The sequence below is a fragment of the Actinophytocola sp. genome (genome assembly GCF_035634895.1).
In the GTDB taxonomy this organism is placed as follows: Bacteria; Actinomycetota; Actinomycetes; order Mycobacteriales; family Pseudonocardiaceae; genus Actinophytocola.
The window spans coordinates 18,225-36,870 of the sequence record NZ_DASQCC010000070.1 but is presented as its reverse complement, the minus strand read 5'-3'; the positions used below and the strand labels follow the sequence as shown (position 1 = coordinate 36,870).

19 protein-coding genes are annotated in these 18,646 nt (G+C 72.5%); 6 read left to right on the top strand and 13 right to left on the bottom strand.

The features are described from left to right. Window positions 1–16: 16 nt before the first annotated feature. The 3 genes from VET29_RS10185 to VET29_RS10175 all read right to left on the bottom strand — a co-directional run bounded on the left by VET29_RS10185 (window position 17) and on the right by VET29_RS10175 (window position 2,465). On the bottom strand, window positions 17–208 hold the full coding sequence (locus VET29_RS10185) for a hypothetical protein (protein ID WP_324918150.1): 192 nt from the start codon (window positions 206–208) through the stop codon (window positions 17–19). Window positions 209–306: 98 nt separating this feature from the next. After that, window positions 307–2,007 carry a putative bifunctional diguanylate cyclase/phosphodiesterase gene (locus VET29_RS10180; RefSeq protein WP_324918147.1) on the bottom strand — a complete coding sequence of 567 codons (1,701 nt, stop codon included), beginning with the start codon at window positions 2,005–2,007 and terminating at the stop codon, window positions 307–309. A gap of 83 nt (window positions 2,008–2,090) precedes the next feature. After that, window positions 2,091–2,465 carry a hypothetical protein gene (locus VET29_RS10175; protein ID WP_414636476.1) on the bottom strand — a complete coding sequence of 125 codons (375 nt, stop codon included), beginning with the start codon at window positions 2,463–2,465 and terminating at the stop codon, window positions 2,091–2,093. An 81-nt stretch (window positions 2,466–2,546) separates the two neighbouring features. Here VET29_RS10175 and VET29_RS10170 point away from each other — a divergent pair, with 81 nt between their 5' ends. Beyond that, window positions 2,547–3,338, top strand: a complete 792-nt coding sequence (locus VET29_RS10170; protein WP_324918141.1) for a glycerophosphodiester phosphodiesterase family protein — start codon at window positions 2,547–2,549, stop codon at window positions 3,336–3,338. Here VET29_RS10170 and VET29_RS10165 read toward each other — a convergent pair. Then, a complete protein-coding gene (locus tag VET29_RS10165) occupies window positions 3,327–4,043 on the bottom strand; it encodes a hypothetical protein (RefSeq protein WP_324918138.1) in 717 nt (238 codons plus the stop codon). The two genes, VET29_RS10170 and VET29_RS10165, sit on opposite strands and share 12 nt — an antisense overlap. Further along, window positions 4,040–4,537, bottom strand: a complete 498-nt coding sequence (locus VET29_RS10160) for a sigma-70 family RNA polymerase sigma factor (RefSeq protein ID WP_324918200.1) — start codon at window positions 4,535–4,537, stop codon at window positions 4,040–4,042. The genes VET29_RS10165 and VET29_RS10160 overlap by 4 nt, the downstream gene beginning before the upstream one ends. 132 nt (window positions 4,538–4,669) lie before the next feature. On the opposite strand from VET29_RS10160, the gene VET29_RS10155 reads away from it, so the two are divergent. Next, the gene (locus VET29_RS10155) at window positions 4,670–5,332 is read left to right on the top strand and encodes a hypothetical protein (protein ID WP_324918209.1); all 663 of its coding nucleotides are present in this window, start codon (window positions 4,670–4,672) and stop codon (window positions 5,330–5,332) included. A gap of 159 nt (window positions 5,333–5,491) precedes the next feature. Next, a complete protein-coding gene (locus VET29_RS10150; RefSeq protein ID WP_324918132.1) occupies window positions 5,492–6,922 on the top strand; it encodes an MFS transporter in 1,431 nt (476 codons plus the stop codon). Between the two features lie 28 nt (window positions 6,923–6,950). Here the strand turns inward: VET29_RS10150 and VET29_RS10145 are convergent, their stop codons facing one another. Genes VET29_RS10145 through VET29_RS10135 form a run of 3 tightly spaced genes read right to left on the bottom strand, consistent with a single transcriptional unit; the run spans window position 6,951 to window position 10,793 of the window. Beyond that, entirely contained in the window at window positions 6,951–8,231 is a 1,281-nt protein-coding gene (locus VET29_RS10145; protein ID WP_324918128.1) for a hypothetical protein, read from the bottom strand. Window positions 8,232–8,240: 9 nt separating this feature from the next. Then, window positions 8,241–10,013, bottom strand: a complete 1,773-nt coding sequence (locus VET29_RS10140) for an AfsR/SARP family transcriptional regulator (protein ID WP_324918125.1) — start codon at window positions 10,011–10,013, stop codon at window positions 8,241–8,243. Between the two features lie 51 nt (window positions 10,014–10,064). After that, the gene (locus VET29_RS10135) at window positions 10,065–10,793 is read right to left on the bottom strand and encodes an SGNH/GDSL hydrolase family protein (RefSeq protein WP_324918122.1); all 729 of its coding nucleotides are present in this window, start codon (window positions 10,791–10,793) and stop codon (window positions 10,065–10,067) included. Between the two features lie 103 nt (window positions 10,794–10,896). Between VET29_RS10135 and VET29_RS10130 the strand changes: the two genes are divergently transcribed. From VET29_RS10130 to VET29_RS10120, 3 genes are read left to right on the top strand one after another with little or no spacing between them, the layout of a single operon-like run. Then, the gene (locus tag VET29_RS10130; protein ID WP_324918197.1) at window positions 10,897–11,565 is read left to right on the top strand and encodes a response regulator transcription factor; all 669 of its coding nucleotides are present in this window, start codon (window positions 10,897–10,899) and stop codon (window positions 11,563–11,565) included. Then, window positions 11,562–12,947, top strand: coding sequence for a HAMP domain-containing sensor histidine kinase (locus VET29_RS10125; RefSeq protein WP_324918119.1), 1,386 nt, complete (start codon window positions 11,562–11,564; stop codon window positions 12,945–12,947). The genes VET29_RS10130 and VET29_RS10125 overlap by 4 nt, the downstream gene beginning before the upstream one ends. Next, the gene (locus VET29_RS10120; RefSeq protein WP_324918116.1) at window positions 12,944–13,417 is read left to right on the top strand and encodes a hypothetical protein; all 474 of its coding nucleotides are present in this window, start codon (window positions 12,944–12,946) and stop codon (window positions 13,415–13,417) included. The genes VET29_RS10125 and VET29_RS10120 overlap by 4 nt, the downstream gene beginning before the upstream one ends. Here VET29_RS10120 and VET29_RS10115 read toward each other — a convergent pair. The 5 genes from VET29_RS10115 to VET29_RS10095 form a co-directional block, all read right to left on the bottom strand. Next, window positions 13,410–14,570 (bottom strand): acyltransferase, encoded by a 1,161-nt coding sequence (locus VET29_RS10115; protein WP_324918113.1) that lies wholly within the window; start codon window positions 14,568–14,570, stop codon window positions 13,410–13,412. The two genes, VET29_RS10120 and VET29_RS10115, sit on opposite strands and share 8 nt — an antisense overlap. Window positions 14,571–14,633: 63 nt before the next feature. Beyond that, window positions 14,634–15,575: an NmrA/HSCARG family protein gene (locus tag VET29_RS10110; RefSeq protein WP_324918110.1), complete on the bottom strand. Its 942-nt coding sequence runs from the start codon at window positions 15,573–15,575 to the stop codon at window positions 14,634–14,636. Window positions 15,576–15,642: 67 nt separating this feature from the next. After that, window positions 15,643–16,881 (bottom strand): TetR/AcrR family transcriptional regulator, encoded by a 1,239-nt coding sequence (locus tag VET29_RS10105; RefSeq protein WP_324918107.1) that lies wholly within the window; start codon window positions 16,879–16,881, stop codon window positions 15,643–15,645. Window positions 16,882–16,901: 20 nt separating this feature from the next. Beyond that, complete coding sequence (locus VET29_RS10100) at window positions 16,902–17,669, bottom strand: ABC transporter permease subunit (RefSeq protein WP_324918104.1); 768 nt, start codon at window positions 17,667–17,669, stop codon at window positions 16,902–16,904. Beyond that, window positions 17,666–18,565, bottom strand: a complete 900-nt coding sequence (locus tag VET29_RS10095) for an ABC transporter ATP-binding protein (protein WP_324918101.1) — start codon at window positions 18,563–18,565, stop codon at window positions 17,666–17,668. Before VET29_RS10095 ends, VET29_RS10100 begins: the two co-directional genes overlap by 4 nt. Between the last annotated feature and the right edge of the window lie 81 nt (window positions 18,566–18,646).

Here is an 18,646-nt window from a genome sequence, read left to right as displayed (position 1 = left end):
GGAGACCGAGGAGACGTCACGCGGCCTGGGCGGTCGCGGCCTCGACGAGCACTCGTTCCACCCTGGCGATCAGAGACTGCCTACGCAGGCACCACACCCGGAACGCGCGCCGGTCCCCGTTGTCCAGCGCCGCGTCGATCTGGGCGTCGGTGTTGACGATGCAGATCTGCAGTCCGCTGATCTCCGCCGAAGGATTCGAACCGGACATGGTGCACCACCGCCCAAAAAAAGGGTATCCACCGACCCTGACAGGTCGTGTCTTCATGTGTACCCGGCGCCACTTGAGCAGTGGTTGAGTAGTGCTTTTCAGGGGGTGTTCTCGGGGACCTGTCCGAGCTCCACTCCGTTCAGCTCGTCGTCGACCTCGACGTTGCCGATCAGCCGGGGCCGGCGCATCCAGGTGCCGTGTGGGCGGGCGAGCAGCTCACGCAGCGGTTCCGGCTTGCCGAGGTGGAAGCCCTGTGCGACCCGGACACCGAGCCGTTTGAGCGCGTCGACCTGGGTGGCGCGTTCGACCCACTCGGCGACCACGGACACGCCGAGCCCGCGGGCGATGTCCACGATTCCCTGTACGAGCACGGTGTCGCGGCTGCCGTAGTCGATGGCGCGGACGAACTCGCCGTCGATCTTCACCCCGGTGATCGGGAGCTGCTTGAGGTGTACGAACGAGCCGAAGCCGGCGCCGAAGTCGTCCAGGGAGATGCGGCAGCCGCTGGCTCGCAGCTGCTGGGCGAGCATGCGGGCCGCGGTGAGGTTGGTGACCGCGGCGGTCTCGGTGATCTCGAACCCGAGCCGGCCGGGGGCGACGCCGGCGGCGGCGATGCGGTCGAGCACGTAGTCGCCGAAGTCCTCGTCCTCGAGGGTGCGGCCGGAGACGTTGACGTTGAACCGCAGGCCCGGGTAGGGGTGGGCGACGAGCGCGTCGATGGCGATGCCGGCGACCCAGCGGTCGATCTCCAGCACGAGGCCGCTGCGTTCGGCGGCGGGCAGGAACTCCCCCGGTCCCAGCCGCGGTTCGTGGCCGTCCTCCATGCGCAGCAGCAGTTCGTGGCCGACGACGCGGTTGCTGCCGAGCTTGACCATCGGCATGGCGTGCAGTTCCAGGCCGCCGTTGGCGAGCGCGTTGCGCAGGCGGTCGAGCACGGTCACGCGCATGGCGGTGTCGGCGTAGTGGCCCTGCTCGTAGACGGTGACGCGGTTGCGGCCGGCGTCCTTGGACGCGTACAGCGCGAGGTCGGCGTTGGCGAGGACGGCCTGCCAGCCCTCGCCGGTGCCGAAGCGGGCGACGCCGGCGCTGATGGTGATCTGGGTGGTGCCGACGCCGCCGGTGAGCGGGATGTTGGCGACGGCGTTGCGGAGCCGGTCGGCGATGCGGACCGCGGTGGCCTCGTCGGCGTCGCGCAGGACTATGGCGAACTCGTCGCCGCCGAGGCGGCCCAGGACGTGGCCGCTGCCGTCGACGCTGCCGAGGCGGTCGCGCAGCACGTTGGCGAGCGTGCACATGACCCGGTCGCCGGCCGGGTGGCCGCGCAGGTCGTTGATGTCCTTGAAGTTGTCCAGGTCCAACAGGAGCAGCGCGCCCTCGCGGCCGAGCGCGAGGTGGCGTTCCAGCTCCCTGGTGAGGGCGCGGCGGTTGAGCAGGCCGGTGAGCGGGTCCTCGTCGGCCATGCGGATGAGTGCCTTCTGCCACTCGTCCCGTTCGGCCGGGTCGACGCTCTGTTCCTGCCATCGTGTGACGTCCATCACTCGATAGAGGTAGCCGTCGTCGAGCGTGTCACAGCGGACCTCGAGCCAGCGGTGCCGGCCCTCCCCCGCGCGCACGGACAGCACGAGTCCGGCGTGCGGGCCTTCCGGCGCGCCCGCGAGCAGGGCGGGCAGGGATCGGCCGGTGCACTGGGTGGGGTCGAGTTCCAGCAGCTCAGCCATGACACGGTTCACCCAGCGGATCTGGCAGCGCTGGTCGGTGACCGCGAACGCCATGTCCGCCGCGTCCAGCACCTCACTCATTGAGGTGCCGTCGATGTCCATTCGGAGTGCCCTTGGGGTCGTCTGTCTGCGATTGCGCACGAAGGGTAGTCGAACGAGCGGCCTCAGCGCAGCCGCTCCAGCCCATGGGCATTCTCGACCACCGCGGCGGCGAGGGACTTGAGCTCCCCGGGACCGGCGCCGTCGTCGGCCGCGGTGACCACGTCCTCGGCGGCGCAGCGCAGCTGGAACAGGCGATCCTGCAGGTCGGCGAGCTCCGCGGCGGACAGCACGACGGCGTCCTCGGGTAAGCCGCCGCGTTGCACGGCCGAGCGGCGCTCGTAGGCGCGCTGGCGGCAGGACTGGGAGCAGTAGCGGCGGGGCCTGCCGACCTTGGCGGTCCTGCCGCCGGTGTCGCCTGCCGAACCGCCGGCCGCTGTCAGCTGCTGGCCGCACCATCCACAGTGGCGGACGGTCCTAACCCTTTCTGGAGTGATCACCGCACGAACCTCATGTCTGCGACGCTATCCGGCAACTGGCCAGCCACCCACGAGCCACGCCGTTGGTTCACACTGGACAGTGTGCATGACCACGCGTTTCTCAGCGGGCCGTACCCGAGGGCGTTCGTGCACCGCGGCTGGCACCACGGGGACCTGGCGGGGATGGAGAACTCCCTCTCGGCGTTCCGGCGCGCGGTGGCCGAGGGCTATCACTACGTGGAGACCGACGTCCACGCCACGTCGGACGGTGTGGTCGTCGTGCAGCACGACCGGGTCCTGGACCGGACGACCGACCGGGTGGGCGTGGTCGCCCGGTCGCCGTGGCGGGTCGTGCGTACCGCGAAGATCGGTGGCCGGGAGCCGGTGAGCCGGCTGGAGGACGTGCTGGAGGAGCTGCCGGACGCGTTGTTCAACATCGACGTGAAGGCGGAGCGGGCGATCCAGCCCCTGGTCGAGGTGCTGCGCCGGACGAACGCGTTCGGGCGGGTGTGCGTGGCGTCGTTCTCCGAGGCGCGGCTGGAACAGGTGCGGCGCCACGCCGGTGAGGGGCTGCTGACCTCGATGGGCACGCGGGCGATCGCACGGCTGTGGGCGGCGGGCCGGCTGCCGGGGTTCGTGACCGGGCGCCGAGGACATCAGCGGATCGCGCAGGTGCCGGCACGGCAGGGGCGGCTCACCGTGGTGGACAGGCGGCTGGTCTCGGCCGCGCGCCGGCGCGGTATCGAGGTGCACGTGTGGACCATCGACGAGCCGGACCAGATGCACGAGCTGATCGACCTCGGTGTGGACGGGCTGATGACCGACAAGCCGGCCGTGCTGCGGGACGTGTTGCGGTCGCGAGGGTTGTGGGCGGGGCGAAACCTAGCGCAGTGACTCGGCGATCTCGATCGCCTGTCGCTCGGTGAGCTCGCCCTCCACGCGGTAGGTGACGCCGTCCTTCTCGAAGATCAGCGTGCTGCCGGCGATGCGGGCGCTCTCCTCGTGCAGGACGCCGTCGCGGTCGTTGTAGAGGACGGGGTGCGGGCGGTCGACCCACACGGCCGGCGTGCCGGCCACGGTCACGTGGTGCACGTCGTCGGCCCTGGTGAACTTCGTGAAGATGGGGTCGAGGCCGCCGTCGAACTCGTCGACGCGGACCGGGCCGTGGGCCGTGGTGAACGCCATCGACACGACCCGGGCGCCGTCGATGAGCAGGACGGTCGCCGGCAGGCCGAGATCCTTGGGCAGCCGCAGGGGAAAGTCCAGTTCCCGGCGTGCCTCGGCCAGGGTGACCGCGTGCTCGCCGAACTCGACCGGCGGCGCCGGGCTGACCGGTGCCGGCTCGTTCTCGTGGATCTCCACGTCGCCGATGCGCAGCAGGTCGTAGACGGCGGCGCGGACCGCCGGGGACACGACCATCGCCGTCGCGAGCGCCACCACCGCGGCGACGGCGGCCACGACAACCCGGCGCCATCTCGGGCTCGGCTTCTCGTCGAGGCGGGCCAGCACCGCGTCGGACATGCCGGACAGGTCGGGGGTCTCGGGCACGTCGAGGTGGGTGCCCAGCGTGCGGAGGGCGGTCTCGAGATCGTCGGTCACGGGGCCACCTCCTCCGCCAGCTCGGACGGCAGCGCGCGGCGGAGCTTGACCAGCGCGCGGGACAGGCGTGACTTGACCGAGCCGCGTGGCCAGGCCAGCACCTGCGCGGTCTCGGACTCGGACAGGTCCAGGAAGTAGCGGCAGGTCAGCACCAGCCGGTCGCGGTCGGGCATGGCGTTGACCGCGGCCAGCAGGATCGCGTTCGTGGTGGCCGCGACCGCGGACTGCTCGGGTGACGGGTCCGCGTCGGCCTGGTCGGGTCGGATCGCCAGCCGCAGTTCCAGCGACGAGCGGCGCCGCCACGTCCGGTGCAGGTTACGGGCCTCGTTGGCCACGATGCGCAGCAGCCACGGCCGGAACGCGGACCCGGCGCGGAAGGTGTCGAGGGCGCGGTACGCCTTCACGAACGCCTCCTGGGTCACGTCCTCGGCCTCGTGACCGGCGCCGAGGAGGTAGGCGGTCCGGTGCGCGAGCGCGCTGTGGCGGGCGACCAGGAACGCGTACGCGTCCCGGTCACCTGCCTGTGCCCGCTCTACCGCCTCGGTCTCGTCCGTCGTGTTCTCCTCGGCCGAACTACACCTGGTACACCGCCGGAACCGAGGAGGTTCCGGCGGTGTAGTCGGAACATGAGAAGAATCCTTGTGGTCACCCTGACCGCGCTCGCCGCCGGACTGGTCATGACCACGCCCGCCAGCGCGGGCAACTGGGAGGAGACCCTGCTGGACCCGCCGCCCGCGACGGTCCGGTCCAGCGTGACCTACACGTTCGGCTACTGGATCCTCCAGCACGGCTCGTACCCGTACCAGGGCGGCGACCTCGGCCCGACCTCGCTGCGGGCCACCGACGAGGACGGCACGGTCGTCGACTTCCCCGGCGTCAAGGCGCGGACGGCCGGGCACTACTCGGCGGAGGTGACGTTCCCGCACGACGGGAGGTGGACCATCGCCTCCCAGCACGACGTGATCATGCCCGACCCGGTCGTCGCGGAGGTCAGCGTGCCGGGGTCGGTCAGGATCGCGCCCAGCCAGGTGAAGGGACGGGCACCCTACGACTGGGGTCCCGTGCACCCGTCGTTCCCGCCCGTCGCGGCCGACGCGGAGACGTTCGGGCCCGGCAGCGACCTGACCACGACGTCGGCGCCGGACGTCGCCACCCGGGCCCACGAGACCGCGGACCCGCCGGGCACCGACCTGCCGGCCTGGCTGGTGATCGCGGGCGGGGTGGCGGTGATCGGGTTCGCGTCGTTCCTGCTCAGGCGCAACCGCGGCGCGGGCTCCGCCAACCGATAGGCCGATCCGGCAGACAGGCGGCGGGGCCGCCTGTCTCCGTCACCTCCACAACATCCGTCACAGGGCACTCTTTCGCATCGGCCACGGCCGAGACGATCACCGTTCACCTTCCGGGTTGTAAGGTCCGCGTGCCAGTTCCAGTTTTCCCGCGGAGGATCGATGAGCGTGGTCGACGACGGCCAGGAGACGCTGCCCAGCGTCCCGGACCGCAAGCGGGAACAACGCGGCTGGGTCTGGTACGACTGGGCGAACTCGGTGTTCCCGACCTCGGTGATCACCGTGTTCGGGTCCCTGTACCTGACCGCGGTCGCGGCCGATGCGGCCATCGCGGACAAGGCGACCAACGGCCCGAACCCGTGCCCGTCCGACGGCGACGGCGGTACGAACAAGCTCGTCGACTGCCAGATCGGCATCCTGGGCCTGCACTTCCAGGCGGGATCGCTGTGGGGCTACCTGCTGGCCGCGGCGACGGTCATCCAGGTACTCGTGGTGCCGCTCATGGGCGCCATCGCCGACCGCGGGCAGCACAAGAAGCGGATGCTCGCGATCTTCGCGTTCGGCGGCGCGACCGCCACCGCGCTGATGGCACTGGTGGCCGGCACGAACTGGCAGCTCGGGGTGGTGCTGTTCATCCTGGGCAACATCGGCTACGGCACGTCGGTGGTGATCTACTACTCGTTCATCCCCGAGATCGCGACCGCCGACGAACGCGACGGGCTCTCGACCCGCGGATGGGCGTTCGGCTACCTGGGTTCCGGTTGCGCACTGCTGCTGCAGCTGATCATCTACCTGGGCCGGGACGCGCTGGGGCTGTCCGAGGGCAACGCCGCGCAGATCGCGTTCCTGACCTCCGGGATCTGGTGGGCGGCGTTCACGCTCATCCCGCTGCGCCGCCTGAAGGACCACCAGAAGGCGCACGGACACGAACACGGGACCGGCAACGTGATCCTCGGCGGGTTCCGGGAGCTGCGCGGCACGGTGCGGCTCGCGCGGGCCTACCCACTGACCCTGGCGTTCCTGGGCACCTACCTGATCTACACCGACGGCATCGCGACGGTCGCGAACGTGTCGGCCCAGTACGGCTCGGAGGAACTGAACTTCGACGACACGGTGCTGATCTCGACGATCCTCATCGTCCAGTTCGTGGCGTTCGTCGGCGGGGTGCTGCACGGTCTGGTGGCCAGGCGGTTCGGCGCGAAGCGGACGATCATGATGAGCCTGACGGTGTGGGTGGTCGTGATCGCGTACGCCTACTTCGTGCAGGCCGGGCAGGCGCTGCAGTTCTATGTGCTCGCCGGCGGGATCGGGCTGGTGCTGGGTGGGACGAACGCGCTGTCGCGGTCGCTGTTCAGCCAGATGGTGCCGGCGGGCAAGGAGGCCCAGTACTTCTCGATCTACGAGATCGGCGAGCGGGCGACGTCGTGGATGGGGCCGCTGCTGTTCGCGGCCATCGCCGGCGCGACGGGCTCGTACCGGCCGGCGATCATCTCGCTGGTGGTTTTCTTCTTCGTCGGCCTGGTACTGATGTTCTTCGTCCCGGTCCGCCGGGCCATCCGCGCGGTCGGCAACCCGGAGCCCGAGGTTCTCTAGGCCGCCGGGTCGCGGCGGAGGCGCGGAACTACAGCGCCGCGGCCTGCCGGGCCGCGATCGGGTCACGCAGCCGCAACGTCGAACCGTCCCGGAAGTCCAGGCGCAGCAACGGTTTCGGCGGCAGGCTGCGGCCAGCGAACTCCGCGACGATCCCGCGGATCCGGCTCGGCGGCAGCTCCAGCACCGTCGTCAACGGCGGCACCGGGTCGGGGGGCGTCGCCAGCAGCTTCGTCGCCGCGACCAACGCCAGCCGGGCACGCGTCACCACCAGCCGGGCGACCCCGCGCGTGTGCGCCAGCATGTCCGCCAGCACCACCGCGTCCCGGTCCGCGCGGTCGGCCTGCGCCCAGAACGCGATCGTCGGGTCGTCCAGCCAGCCGCTCGACTGCTGCGACGTCGCAGCCGGCCGCGGCCACCGCGGCGTCGGCACGTTCAGGACCGGCATCCGCCCGATCGGCACGTGCGGCAGCCGCAGCTCCCGCCCCAGCTGCACCCCCGCGTACCCGTGGTTCGCCGTGCCCGCCAGCAACACCTGCTCACCCGGCCCCACCAGGCGCTCGGCCAGCATGCGGGACTTCTCCGCGAGCTTCGCCACCCACTCCGCACGCGCACCCGGCCGCAACGACGGCTCCCCGTTCGACAGGCCGGCGGCGTACTCGCACTCGTCGAGGTCGGTCATCCCCACCAGGAAGTCGATGCCCGACCGGTCGACCAGCCGCAACCGCAGCACCGGCGCGGACCCGCGGTGCGCCGCCTCGATCCCGACGATCCGCGACCGCGGGATCTCGGCCACCGGCTCCAGCGCCGGCAACGCAACCGGCTCGTCCGCCACGTTCGCGCCGAACCGCAGCCGGTGCTCGGAGACCCGCTCCGCCAGCTCGCGGCCGATCTTCGCCAGCCCGCTGGCCGCCTTCGCCAGGAACCCGGCCTGCGGGACGTCCTCCTCCCGCGGCGGCGGCGTGAGCGCGGTGTGCAGGGCGAGGCGCTGCGGAGTGAGCGTCCACAGCCGCCGCGAGCTCGCCGACGGGATGTCCCGCACGTACCGGTGCGCGAGGCAGTCCGGTGCCGGACCCCACACGACCAGGTCGGGCCCGTCCTCGTCGAACGCGGGGAGCCCACCGCCGTGCGACGGCGACGTGCCGTCCGGGTTCAGGCCCGGGATGTCGAAGCAGTGGGTCGTGGCGTAGGCCGCCCACAGCAGCCTGCCCTCACCGGGCTGGTGCACGAGGGCCCGCGCGACGGTCGCCGGCCCGATCGGGTCGGCCAGGAAATCCGTCGTGTCCACCCCGACGGACATGGACGTACGCACACGATGATCCTAGGCCGTCGTGGCCACTCCACTGTAGAAGCGGACCAGCCGGGTCAACGCGGCCCGCACCGCGGCTGGACCGTCGTCGAGCTCGGCCCGGCCACGGGCGAAGGCCCGCACCGGACCGTGGAAGTAGTACCGGTCCACGTCCGACAGCTCGAGCAGGTGCACGTCCACCAGCGACTCGAGCAACGCGGCGGTCTCCCCCACCGGGCGGTCCAGCACCGCGGCGGCCGCGGCGAGCGAGATGTCCGGGCCGTCGGCGACCCCGAGCAGCCGGAACGCCCTGGCCTGCGCCGGCGACAGGTCGGCCAGCGCGGACTCGTACGGTCCCTGGATCGCGCCGCACTCCGGGCGCTGCACGGGTGCCTCCGGCGGCAGGTGCCCGAGCCGGTCCCGGGCCGCGGCGAGCGTCCACTCCGGACGCGACGCGACCCGGGCGCCGACCGCGGCGAGGACCTGCGGCAGGCCGGCGAGGGTGACCACGAGCTCGCGGGCGCGGTCGGGCTCACGGCGCACCCGCTCCCCGATGATCCGTTCGAGCAGCGCCATCGACTCGTCCGGGCGCAGTCCGGTGAGCGTGCGCCAGCGGGCGTAGGGGACGCCGTAGAGGAGTCGGCGAGCGGTGATCAACACGGCCGACCCGCTCGCGGGCATGAGCTCGCCGAGCTGGTCGGCCGCATCGGCGTTGTCGAGCACGACCAGCAGGCGGCGCCCCGCGGTGTGGGCGCGCCAGAGCGCGGGCCGCTCGGCGGCCGCCGGGAGGTCGGTGACACCGACGGCACGCAGCAGCGCGGCGAGCGGGTCCGGGGTGGCGCGCAGGTCGACGAACAGTCGCCCGTCCGGGAACTGCTCGGCCATCGAATGTCCGATGTGGACGGCGAGCGCGGTCTTGCCGATCCCGGCCAGCCCTTCGATGCCGACGACGGGAACCCGGTCGAGTGTGTCGACGATGGCGGCGATCTCGTCGGCACGGCCGGTGAAGTCCGGCAGGTCGGGCGGCAGCTGGCTGACACCGCCGGCGCCGCGGGCCGCGAGCCCGGGATCGGCGGCGAGGATGCGGCGCTGCGCCTCCCGCAGCCCGGGTCCGGGGTCGAGGCCCAGCTCGTCGGCGAGCAACTGCTGGATCTGGGCGAACACGGCGAGCGCGTCGGCCTGCCGCCCGGCTCGGTAGTGGGCGAGCATGAGCAGTTCCCGGGGTCGTTCCCGCAAGGGCTGCTCGGCGATGACCTCCGCGAGCGCGGCGGCGGCCTCGACGGGGCGGCCGGACTCGATGTCGGCGGCGGCGAGGTCCTCGACGACGGCGAGGCGGACCTGGGTGAGGCGCGTGCGCTCGAACTCGGCGTAGTCGCCGTTGACGCCGGCGAGCGGGGTGCCGCGCCAGAGCAGGAGCGCGGCCCGCAGCTCACGGGCGGCGACGTGCGGCTCGGCGCCGCGGGCCGCCTCGACGTGCCGGGCGAACTCGGTGAGGTCGAGACTCGTGGCCCGCAGCGAGTAACCGCCGCCCGCGGACTCGATGACGCCCCGGGGCAGCACCCGCCGCAGCCGTGAGACGTAGGAGCGGATGACGCCGACGGCGGCGCGCGGCGCGGTCGGGCCCCAGACCCCGTTGATCAGCTGGTCAAGGGTGGCGGTGGCGCCGCCGCGCAGGAGCAGGATGCCGAGGATGGCGCGCTGTTGCGGGGTGCCGAGCGCCAGTTCGTGGTCACCCACCCAGGCACGGACCGGACCGAGCACCTCGAACCGCAACTCGCCGCTCACCGGGCGACCCCTCTCCGCCACCAACCCACCTGTCGAGCGCAACGGCGCCACCGGGAGCGCTATTCCGGGTGCTCAGCAGCCCCTGAAGTGGATGTCCGCCGACCAGCCGGTGTTGGCCCACCGCCGCGCTGTCGCGGGGGTGAAGCCCGGGTACAGCGTCGCCAGCTCGTGGAGCAGCCAGTCGGTGAACCGGGCGGCGCCCTGCGGGCAGGTGTGCACGCCGTCCGCGCCGCGGTCGGCCTTGCCGTCCCGCACCCGCTGGTACGTGCCGCCCCACACCGCGCTCGCGTCGAGCACGGTCGCCTTGCCCGACGAGGCGACCTCCCGGGCCACCGCGGGAGCACGGTCCAGGTCGGCCATGTGCGGCCGGTAGAAGTCGTCCGGCCTGATCGGCGGCGCCGTGACGAACACCAGCCGGGCGCCCACGCCGGTCACCGTGGTCAGCAGCCTCCTGTACCCGGCCCGCTGCTCCTCCCGGCTACCCCAGTCGTAGGTGGTGAGCTGGTAGACGACCACGTCGGGCCGCGCCGACTCGATCCGCTCCGGCAGCGTGCGCCAGTTCTCCGGCGAGAACGGGCCCACGACGTTCCCGCCGCCGTCGGACGCGATCGACTCGAAGGTGACGCCGCTGGCGTCCAGCGCCTCGGCCAGGGGCAGTGCCTCGCCCGCCGCGATGGAGTCGCCCATCAACAGCACCTTCGACAGGCCCGGGCCGGGCGGCGGCTCCGTCGCGGTGGAACAGGCAGCGGTGGAACAGGCAGCGGTCAGCAGGACGAGGCCGAGAACGAACGTCTTGGTCATGGCCCCGACAGTGCCGGCGCCGTGTCCCCGCCCCGCCGCCGCCATGTCCCGGTTCTGTCGCAGGACCGCCACGGACCGCCCGATCATGTCCATACTCGACGCCGTGGCGGCCATTCTGCTTGTCGAGGACGATCCCCTGGTGCGGCGCGGGCTACAGCTCGCCCTGGGCAGACACGGTCACGACGTCCGCACCGCCGACAGCGGCGAGGACGGCCTGCGCGAACTGCGCACGGCACCCCCGGACATCGTGCTGCTCGACCTCATGCTGCCCGGCATCGACGGCGTCGAGGTCTGCCGCCGCATCCGGGCCGCCGGCCAGCTACCGGTGATCATGCTGACCGCCCGCGGCGACGACTTCGACGTCATCGGCGGGCTCGCGGCCGGCGCGGACGACTACGTCGTCAAACCGGCCCAGCCCACGGTGCTCGACGCGCGGATCCGCGCGGTGCTTCGCCGCACCACCCCCGACGGTGTGCGCGTGCACGGGGACCTGCGCATCGACACCGCCGCGCTCACGGTGTCCCGGCGCGGCGAGCCGGTCCCGCTCACGCCCACCGAGCTGCGGCTCCTGCTCACCCTCTCCCGCGCCCCCGGCCGCGTGTTCACCCGCCAGCAACTGCTCGAGGAGGTCTGGGAGCACGACTACCTCGGCGACTCCCGCCTGGTCGACAACTGCGTGCAACGCCTGCGGGCCAAGGTCGAGACCAACCCGGCCGTGCCGGCGTACGTGCAGACCGTGCGCGGGTTCGGCTACCGGTTCGGACCGGTGTGACCAGACGACTGGGCCTACGCGCCCGGCTCCTGATCGCGTTCGTGCTGGTCACCGTGCTCGGCGCCGCCGCGGCGGCCTGGTCGAGCGCCGAGTCGGCCAGCACCGCCCTGGTCACCTCCACCGAACGCCGCGTCACCGAGACGACCGCGGGCCAGCTCACCGCGATCACCGCCCAGCTGACCTACCCGCCAGACCAGGGCGCCCTCGACCGGCTCCGCGCGGCCGCCGGCCCGAACACCCTGGTGACCTACGGGAACCTGCGGTCCGGCGAGGCCGGCCTGGTCACCGGCGAGCTGCGCGCCGCCGTCCGCACCCGGCACCGGCTCGCCACCCAGCGTGTCATCGCCGACGGCACACCATGGCTGCTCGTCGGCACACCCATCACGATCACCGCACCGGACGGCACCCGCACCCCGTCCGGCATCGAGGTCTACACCATGCACGACCTCAGCGGCGTCGACCAGCAGATCGACGGACTCACCACCTCCGCCGTCGTCACCGCCGCCCTCGCGCTGCCGATGGCGGTCCTGCTCGCACTGCTCGCCGCCGGCAGCGTCCTCCGCCCGGTACGCGACCTGCGCGACACCGCCCGCCGGCTCGCCGCCGGCGACCTCGACGCGCGGACGCCACCCCTGGGCACCGACGAACTGGCCCAGCTGACCGGCACCGTCAACGAGATGGCCGAGTCGGTGCAGGCCTCGATGACGGCGATGCGCCGCATGCAGGCCGACGCCCGCAGGTTCGCCGCCGACGTCTCCCACGAGCTACGCACCCCGCTGAGCACCCTCACCGCCGTGGTGGAGGTGCTCGCGGACAGCACCGACGGCATGGCGCCCGACACCCGCGAGTCCGCGCGGCTCGCGATCACCGAGACCCACCGGCTGGTCCGGCTCGTCGAGGACCTGATGGAGGTGTCCCGCTTCGACGCCGGCACCGCCCGGCCGCACCTGGAGGACGCCGACGTGACCGCTGCCGTACGCGACTGCCTCCGCGCCCGCGACTGGCTCGACCGCGTCGAACTCGTGACACCGGGGGAGGTCCGGCTCCGCCTGGACCGGCGCCGGCTCGACGTCATCGTCGCCAACCTCGTCGGCAACGCGCTGCGCCACGGCCGGCCGCCGGTGCGCGTCCACGTCCGGACCGACCAGCAACACGTGTGGGTCGAGGTCACCGACCACGGGCCCGGCCTGCCCGAGCACGTGCTGCCGCACGTGTTCGACCGCTTCTACAAGGCCGACGCCGCCCGCACCCGCACCCCGGGCAGCGGGCTCGGCCTGGCCATCGCACTGGAGAACGCCCGCCTCCACGGCGGCGACCTCACCGCCGGCAACGCCGATGGCGGCGCCCGGTTCGTGCTGCGGCTGCCACGGGAGGACACGTGAGGCGGCTCTGGCCGGCACTGGCCGCACTGCTGCTCGCCGGCTGCGGTGTCCAACCCTCCGGCGTGACCGACGCCGGCGACGCCCCGACCGGCGTGGCACCCGGGGTGACCCTCTACTTCCTCGACACCCACGACGCGCTCACGCCGCAGCTGCGGGAGACCGACCGGCTCGGCACGATCTCCGACGCGATGGCACTGCTCCTGTCCGGCGTCGGCGACTCGTCCCTGCACACCGACATCGCGGCGGTCGGCACCACCCGCGTCCCGGTGATCACCACCCCCGGCGTGATCCAGCTGATGACACCGCTCACGACCGGCGACGTGACCCCACTCGGCATCGACCAGATCGTCTGCACGGCACTGGGCGTGCACGTGCAGAGCGGCGGACCGCGAACCGTCAAGGTGCGCGTCACCTTCACCCAACCCACGCCCGAGTCGGCCAGGCTGCGGACCTGCCCGCTGCTCAGTTGAGCTCGGTGACGTCCACGACCGGCGGCGCCGGCGCGGGCAGCACCAACCACAACACCGCGAGCCCGGCCATGACCGCCACGAACGCGACCACCCCGCCACGCCCCCGCGCCCACCCGGCACGGAACCGGACCGGATCCTCCACCAGGTACCTCGACAACGCGGCCAGACCGACCGCCACGCCGATCCTGAGCCAGGCGCTCTGCGCGGCCAGCAGCACGAACACGGGCCAGTGCCACAGGTAGAGGCTGTAGGAGACCAGCCCCAACCAGCGCAACGGCCGCCACGTGAGGACCCTGGCGACCACCGCGTCCGGAACCCGCACACACAGCCCGACCAGCACCGCGCTCGCCAGCGAGTGCGCGAACAGCCCGCCGCGGAACAGCCACGACGAGCCCACCCCGTCGGCCACCAGCCACGCCACCCCGATGCCGGCCGCCAGCGACGCCAGCACGGAACCCACCCACCGGGCGGCCACCCGGCCCAGCAAGGCACGTACCGGCGGGGTCGCGACCACGGCACCCAGCAACAGCGAGAACGCGCGCGTGTCGGTGCCGGTGTAGACCCGGGTCGGGTCCGCCGGATCGACGAGCACGACCATCGCCACCAGCGAGACGACCGAGATCACCGCCGCGACCGCCGCGGCCCGCCGCCACCACACGGCAACGAGCACCGGCCACACCAGGTAGAACTGCTCCTCGACCGCGATGCTCCACAGGTGCTCGAACACCCTGGCCGCCCCGAACCGGTCCCAGTAGCCGGCCGACTCCGCCAGCAGGTGCCAGTTCACCAGGTTCAGCTGCACCCACGGCCCGTCGGCGAGCGTCGTCCGCACCAGGTCCGGCGGCCCCACCCACCACACCAGCAGCGTGACCCCGGCGAGCATGGTCGCCAGCGCCGGCAACAGCCGCCGGGCCCGCCGTCCCCAGAACGCGACCAGCGACACCGTCCCGGTCGACTCGGCCTCCCGGAGCAGCTGGTCGGTGATCAGGTAGCCGGACAGGGCGAAGAACAGGTCCACCCCGAGGAAACCGCCGGCCAGGTACCCGGTGTGGAACAGCAGCACCCCCACGATCGCGACACCCCGCAGGCCGTCCAACGCGGGCAGGTGCTGCCCGTGTCGAACGGCCTGCGGGGTCGGTTGAGCTCGTGCCATGGCGGCGACTGTGCCGCGCCGATGTCGACACGGCGTCCGCGTCGTGTCGCGGTCCTGTCGCGGTCAGCCGGTGAACGCGTCGCGGTGGGCGGCCAGCCAGGTCGAGAAGTCCTGCAACCGCGGGTTGAGCGCCCGCACGTCCTCCGGGTTCCGCGCGCCGGCGAAGTAGTCCGCGTGCTCGGTGTAGTAGAAGAACATGTTCGCGAGGTCGTCCGCGCCCGGGAGCGGGAGCGCGCGCAGTTCCGGCAGGGAGGACGGCCGGTACACGACCTCCTCGCCCAACTCCTTCGCGAACCGGGCCGCGTACTCGCCGCCCGTCAGGTTCTCACCCGACGCGCTGACCGTCTCGCCGGCCAGCGCGGGACCGCGCTGGAGGATGCCGTACGCGACCCGGCCGATGTCCTCCGCCGCGATGCCCGGCAGCGGCGCCGACCCCATCGGCAGGTGCAGCGCCAGCGTCCCGTCCTCGTCGCGGGACGGCTTGAAGAAGTCGATGAACGACTCGAAGTAGAACGTCGTCGACAGGTACGTCGTCGGGACGCCTGCCTCGCGGAAGTAGTCGTCCGCCTCGGCCTTGCTGTCGAAGTGCGGCACCTTGTACGCACCGGCCAGCGTCGGGATCCGGTCGTCGTCCAGCGGGATGTGGTCGCGGGTGTCCGGCAGCGTCGACCACACGACGTGCCGCAGACCAGCCGCCGCGGCCGCGTTCGCCATCGCGCGGGCCTGGGCCTGCTCGCGGGCCACGTCGTTGTACTCCCAGAACGACGTCATGAAGTACGCGCCGTACGCGCCATCGAGCGCGGCACGCAGGCTCGCCTCGTCGTCCAGGTCCGCGGCCACCACCTCGGCACCCCGCGCCGCCAGCGCCGCGGCCGCCGGCCTGGCCGGGTCGCGGGTCAGCGCGCGGACCGCGAACCCGCCCTCCTGGTCGTCCAGGATCGCGCGGACCAGGCCGCCACCCTGCTGACCGGTCGCACCCACCACAGCGATGATCTTCTTGCTCATCGGAAGCTCCTCTCGGGATCACCCCCGATGGAACTCCGCCGCGATTGCCGTCTCGTGCACGTCCGGTTCACGTCGCGAGGTGCGCCAGCAACCCGTCCACGACGATCTCGATCCCCAGCGTCGACCGCGTCGGCCCGGTCGGCGTCGGCAGGTCGACGCTCGTCGCCACCCGCCGCGCGAACGTGTCCGGCGGCGACTGGTTGAGCACCGCCCCGTACACGTGCCCCCACAGGATCCGGTTGGCGTGCCCGACCGACTCCTCCGGCACGCCCGCCTTGCGGAACGCCGTGAACACCCGCTCGGCCACCGGCATGATCGCCGGTGACGCCAGACCGTCGACCGCGAGCGCGATCACCGCCCACGGATCGGCGGTGATCGCCTCGTACCCGGCCGTGGCCACCGCCAGCAACTCCTCCCGCGGGTCGGGCGAGGGCGCCGGCACGGCCAGCACGACGTCGGCCGCGAGCGCGTCCAGCATCGCCACCACGACCCCGTCCCGGTCCCCCACGACCCGCCGCACCGCGGCGGCGTCGACCCCCAGCGCGTCGGCGACCGCGTGCACCGACACGGCCCGCAACCCGGACTTCTGCGCGATACGCCGCCCGGCCTCGCCGATCTCCTCGCGGCTCGGCGGTGGCAGCGCCCGCACCGCGGCCGCGTCCGGACGCGACACGGGTGTGCCGGGCTCGCCGAGCCGGGTGGCCAGCCCGTCGAGCATGATCGCCAGCTTCTCGTCCAGCCAGCCGCGGCGGCTGGCCCGGTCCGCGGTCACCGACTCGCCGAACAGCTCCAGCAGGCTGCGGCGGCCCCGCGGCGTGTCGAACACCCGGTTCATCCGGCGCGCGCTGATCTCCGCCGACACGGTCAGCTCGTTGACGAAGCTGACCGCGGTGAGCGCGTCCCGGTGCGAGAGACCCTCCGCGCACAGGCGACTCACGTACTCGTCCACCAGCGCGACGGAGTTGGCCGGCAGGGCCGGCACGACCTGCGTCGCCTCCGCGATCCCCGGGTGCAGCCCGAAGAACTGCCACAGCGCCGCCGCGAACGACGTCAGCAACTCACTCCACCCCTGGTCGGCCGGCGGCCACCGGAACTCCCGCATCGCCAGTTCCAGCGCCGCGAGGAGCAGGTCGTCCCGGTCGTGCACGTACCGGTAGAGGGTCGAGTGCCCGACGCCGAGCCGGCGGGCCACCGCCGGCATCGACAGCTGGGTCACACCCTCCTCGAGGGCGGCCCGTGCCACGTCGTCCCGGGTCAGCGACGGTGGCCGGCCGGGACGACGGCCAGGCGGGGGCGCAGCAGCCACCCCGGTACGGTACCCGCAGGTCAGGCATCGCGGCGGCGCAGCGACACGTAACCACCCAGTAGAGCCGCGGCCACCCAGGCCGACAGCACCAGGTACGCGCCGGTCACGCCGAAGTCCAGCCGGCCCAGGAAGAACTGGCCGTCGGTGTCGACCCGCATCAGCCCGGCGCCGGCCTGGTCGGGCAGGTACTGGGTCACCGACCGGATCGCCGGCAGGCTCGCCAGGCCCTGCGAGTTCAGGAACAGCAACGGGATCAGGATCCCCAGCGCCAGCGCGGAGCTACGCAGGATCGTGGCGACCCCCATGGCGAACACGCACATCGACGTCAGGTACACCACCGCGCCGAACACGGCCCCCAGCACACCCGGATCGCCGAGCGACGCCCCGTACTCGCCCATGCCCCACTGCGTCGCCAGGAACGTGCCGAACGCGACCACGACGGCCAGCACACCCGCGATGCCGGCGGTGACGAGGGCCTTCGCGGCGAGGAACACGCCACGCCGGGGTGCCGCGGCCAGCGACGCGCGGATCGTGCCCGTCGTGTACTCGGCGCTGACCACCAGCACCCCGAACACCACCAGCGCGATCTGCCCGAGCAGCAGCGGATAGAAGCTGATCTCGGCGGCACCGATGCCGGACCGCCGGTCCGGCGGGCCCTGGTACTGGGAGCCGAGCAGCAGCCCGAACCCGACACACAGCGCGGCGGTCGTGACCAGGCTCCACCACGTCGAGCGGACGGTACGGGCCTTGGTCCACTCCGCACGAACCAGCGGCAGGAGAACGCTCATCGCCCGAACTCCACGCTGTCCCCGGTCAGCTGGACGAACGCCTCCTCCAGCGACGCCGAGCGCTGGGCGATCTCGTGCACGACCACCCCGTGCGCGGCGACCAGCTCACCCACCCGCGCCGGGTCGGTCCCATGCACGGCCAGCGCGCCGTCATCCGTGTCGGTCACCCGAATTCCTTCCGTGGCCAGCACCGCGCGGAGCCGCGTGGGATCCGGCGTGGCGATACGTACGTATGACTTGCTGTTCTCGGCGATGAACCGCTCGACCGTCGTGTCCGCCAGCAGCCGCCCCCGCCCGATCACCACCAGGTGCTCCGCGGTCAACGCCATCTCGCTCATCAGGTGGCTCGACACGAACACCGTCCGCCCCTCGGCCGACAACCGCCGCGTCAGGGTGCGCAGCCAGACGATGCCCTCCGGGTCCAGGCCGTTCACCGGCTCGTCCAGCAGCAGCACCGGCGGGTCGCCCAGCAGCGCGGCCGCGAGACCGAGGCGCTGGTGCATGCCCAGCGAGAACCCCTTGACGCGCTTGCGACGCACGCTGGTCAGTCCGACCTGCTCGAGCACCTCGTCGACCCGTCTCGCCGGGATCCGGTTGGTGTGCGCCAGCCACAGCAGATGGTCCCGGCATCGCCGGCCCCCGTGCACCGACCGCGCCTCCAGCACCGCACCCACCCGCCGCAACGGTTCCGACAGTTCCTGGTACGGCCGCCCGTCGATCAGCACCCGCCCGGCCGTCGGCCGGTCCAGGGCGAGCATCATCCGCATGGTCGTCGACTTGCCCGCCCCGTTGGGACCGAGGAACCCGGTCACCCGACCCGGCCGGACCGTGAACGACAGGTCGTCGACCGCGACGGTACGACCGTATTGCTTGGTGAGTCCTTCCACTTCGATCACACCGGCACGCTAGGGCGCGGCCCCGGCCCGCCGCTGTCCTCGAAAGTCGCCCGTACTGTCGACGAAAGTCGCCCCGTAGCC

Coding starts and splice junctions, on each gene's coding strand:
- VET29_RS10155 (WP_324918209.1), top strand. CDS start 4,670: ATGAGAAGAATCCTTGTGGTCACCCTGACCGCGCTCGCCGCCGGACTG.
- VET29_RS10185 (WP_324918150.1), bottom strand. CDS start 208: ATGTCCGGTTCGAATCCTTCGGCGGAGATCAGCGGACTGCAGATCTGC.
- VET29_RS10135 (WP_324918122.1), bottom strand. CDS start 10,793: ATGACCAAGACGTTCGTTCTCGGCCTCGTCCTGCTGACCGCTGCCTGT.
- VET29_RS10115 (WP_324918113.1), bottom strand. CDS start 14,570: ATGGCACGAGCTCAACCGACCCCGCAGGCCGTTCGACACGGGCAGCAC.
- VET29_RS10180 (WP_324918147.1), bottom strand. CDS start 2,007: ATGAGTGAGGTGCTGGACGCGGCGGACATGGCGTTCGCGGTCACCGAC.
- VET29_RS10110 (WP_324918110.1), bottom strand. CDS start 15,575: ATGAGCAAGAAGATCATCGCTGTGGTGGGTGCGACCGGTCAGCAGGGT.
- VET29_RS10100 (WP_324918104.1), bottom strand. CDS start 17,669: ATGAGCGTTCTCCTGCCGCTGGTTCGTGCGGAGTGGACCAAGGCCCGT.
- VET29_RS10150 (WP_324918132.1), top strand. CDS start 5,492: ATGAGCGTGGTCGACGACGGCCAGGAGACGCTGCCCAGCGTCCCGGAC.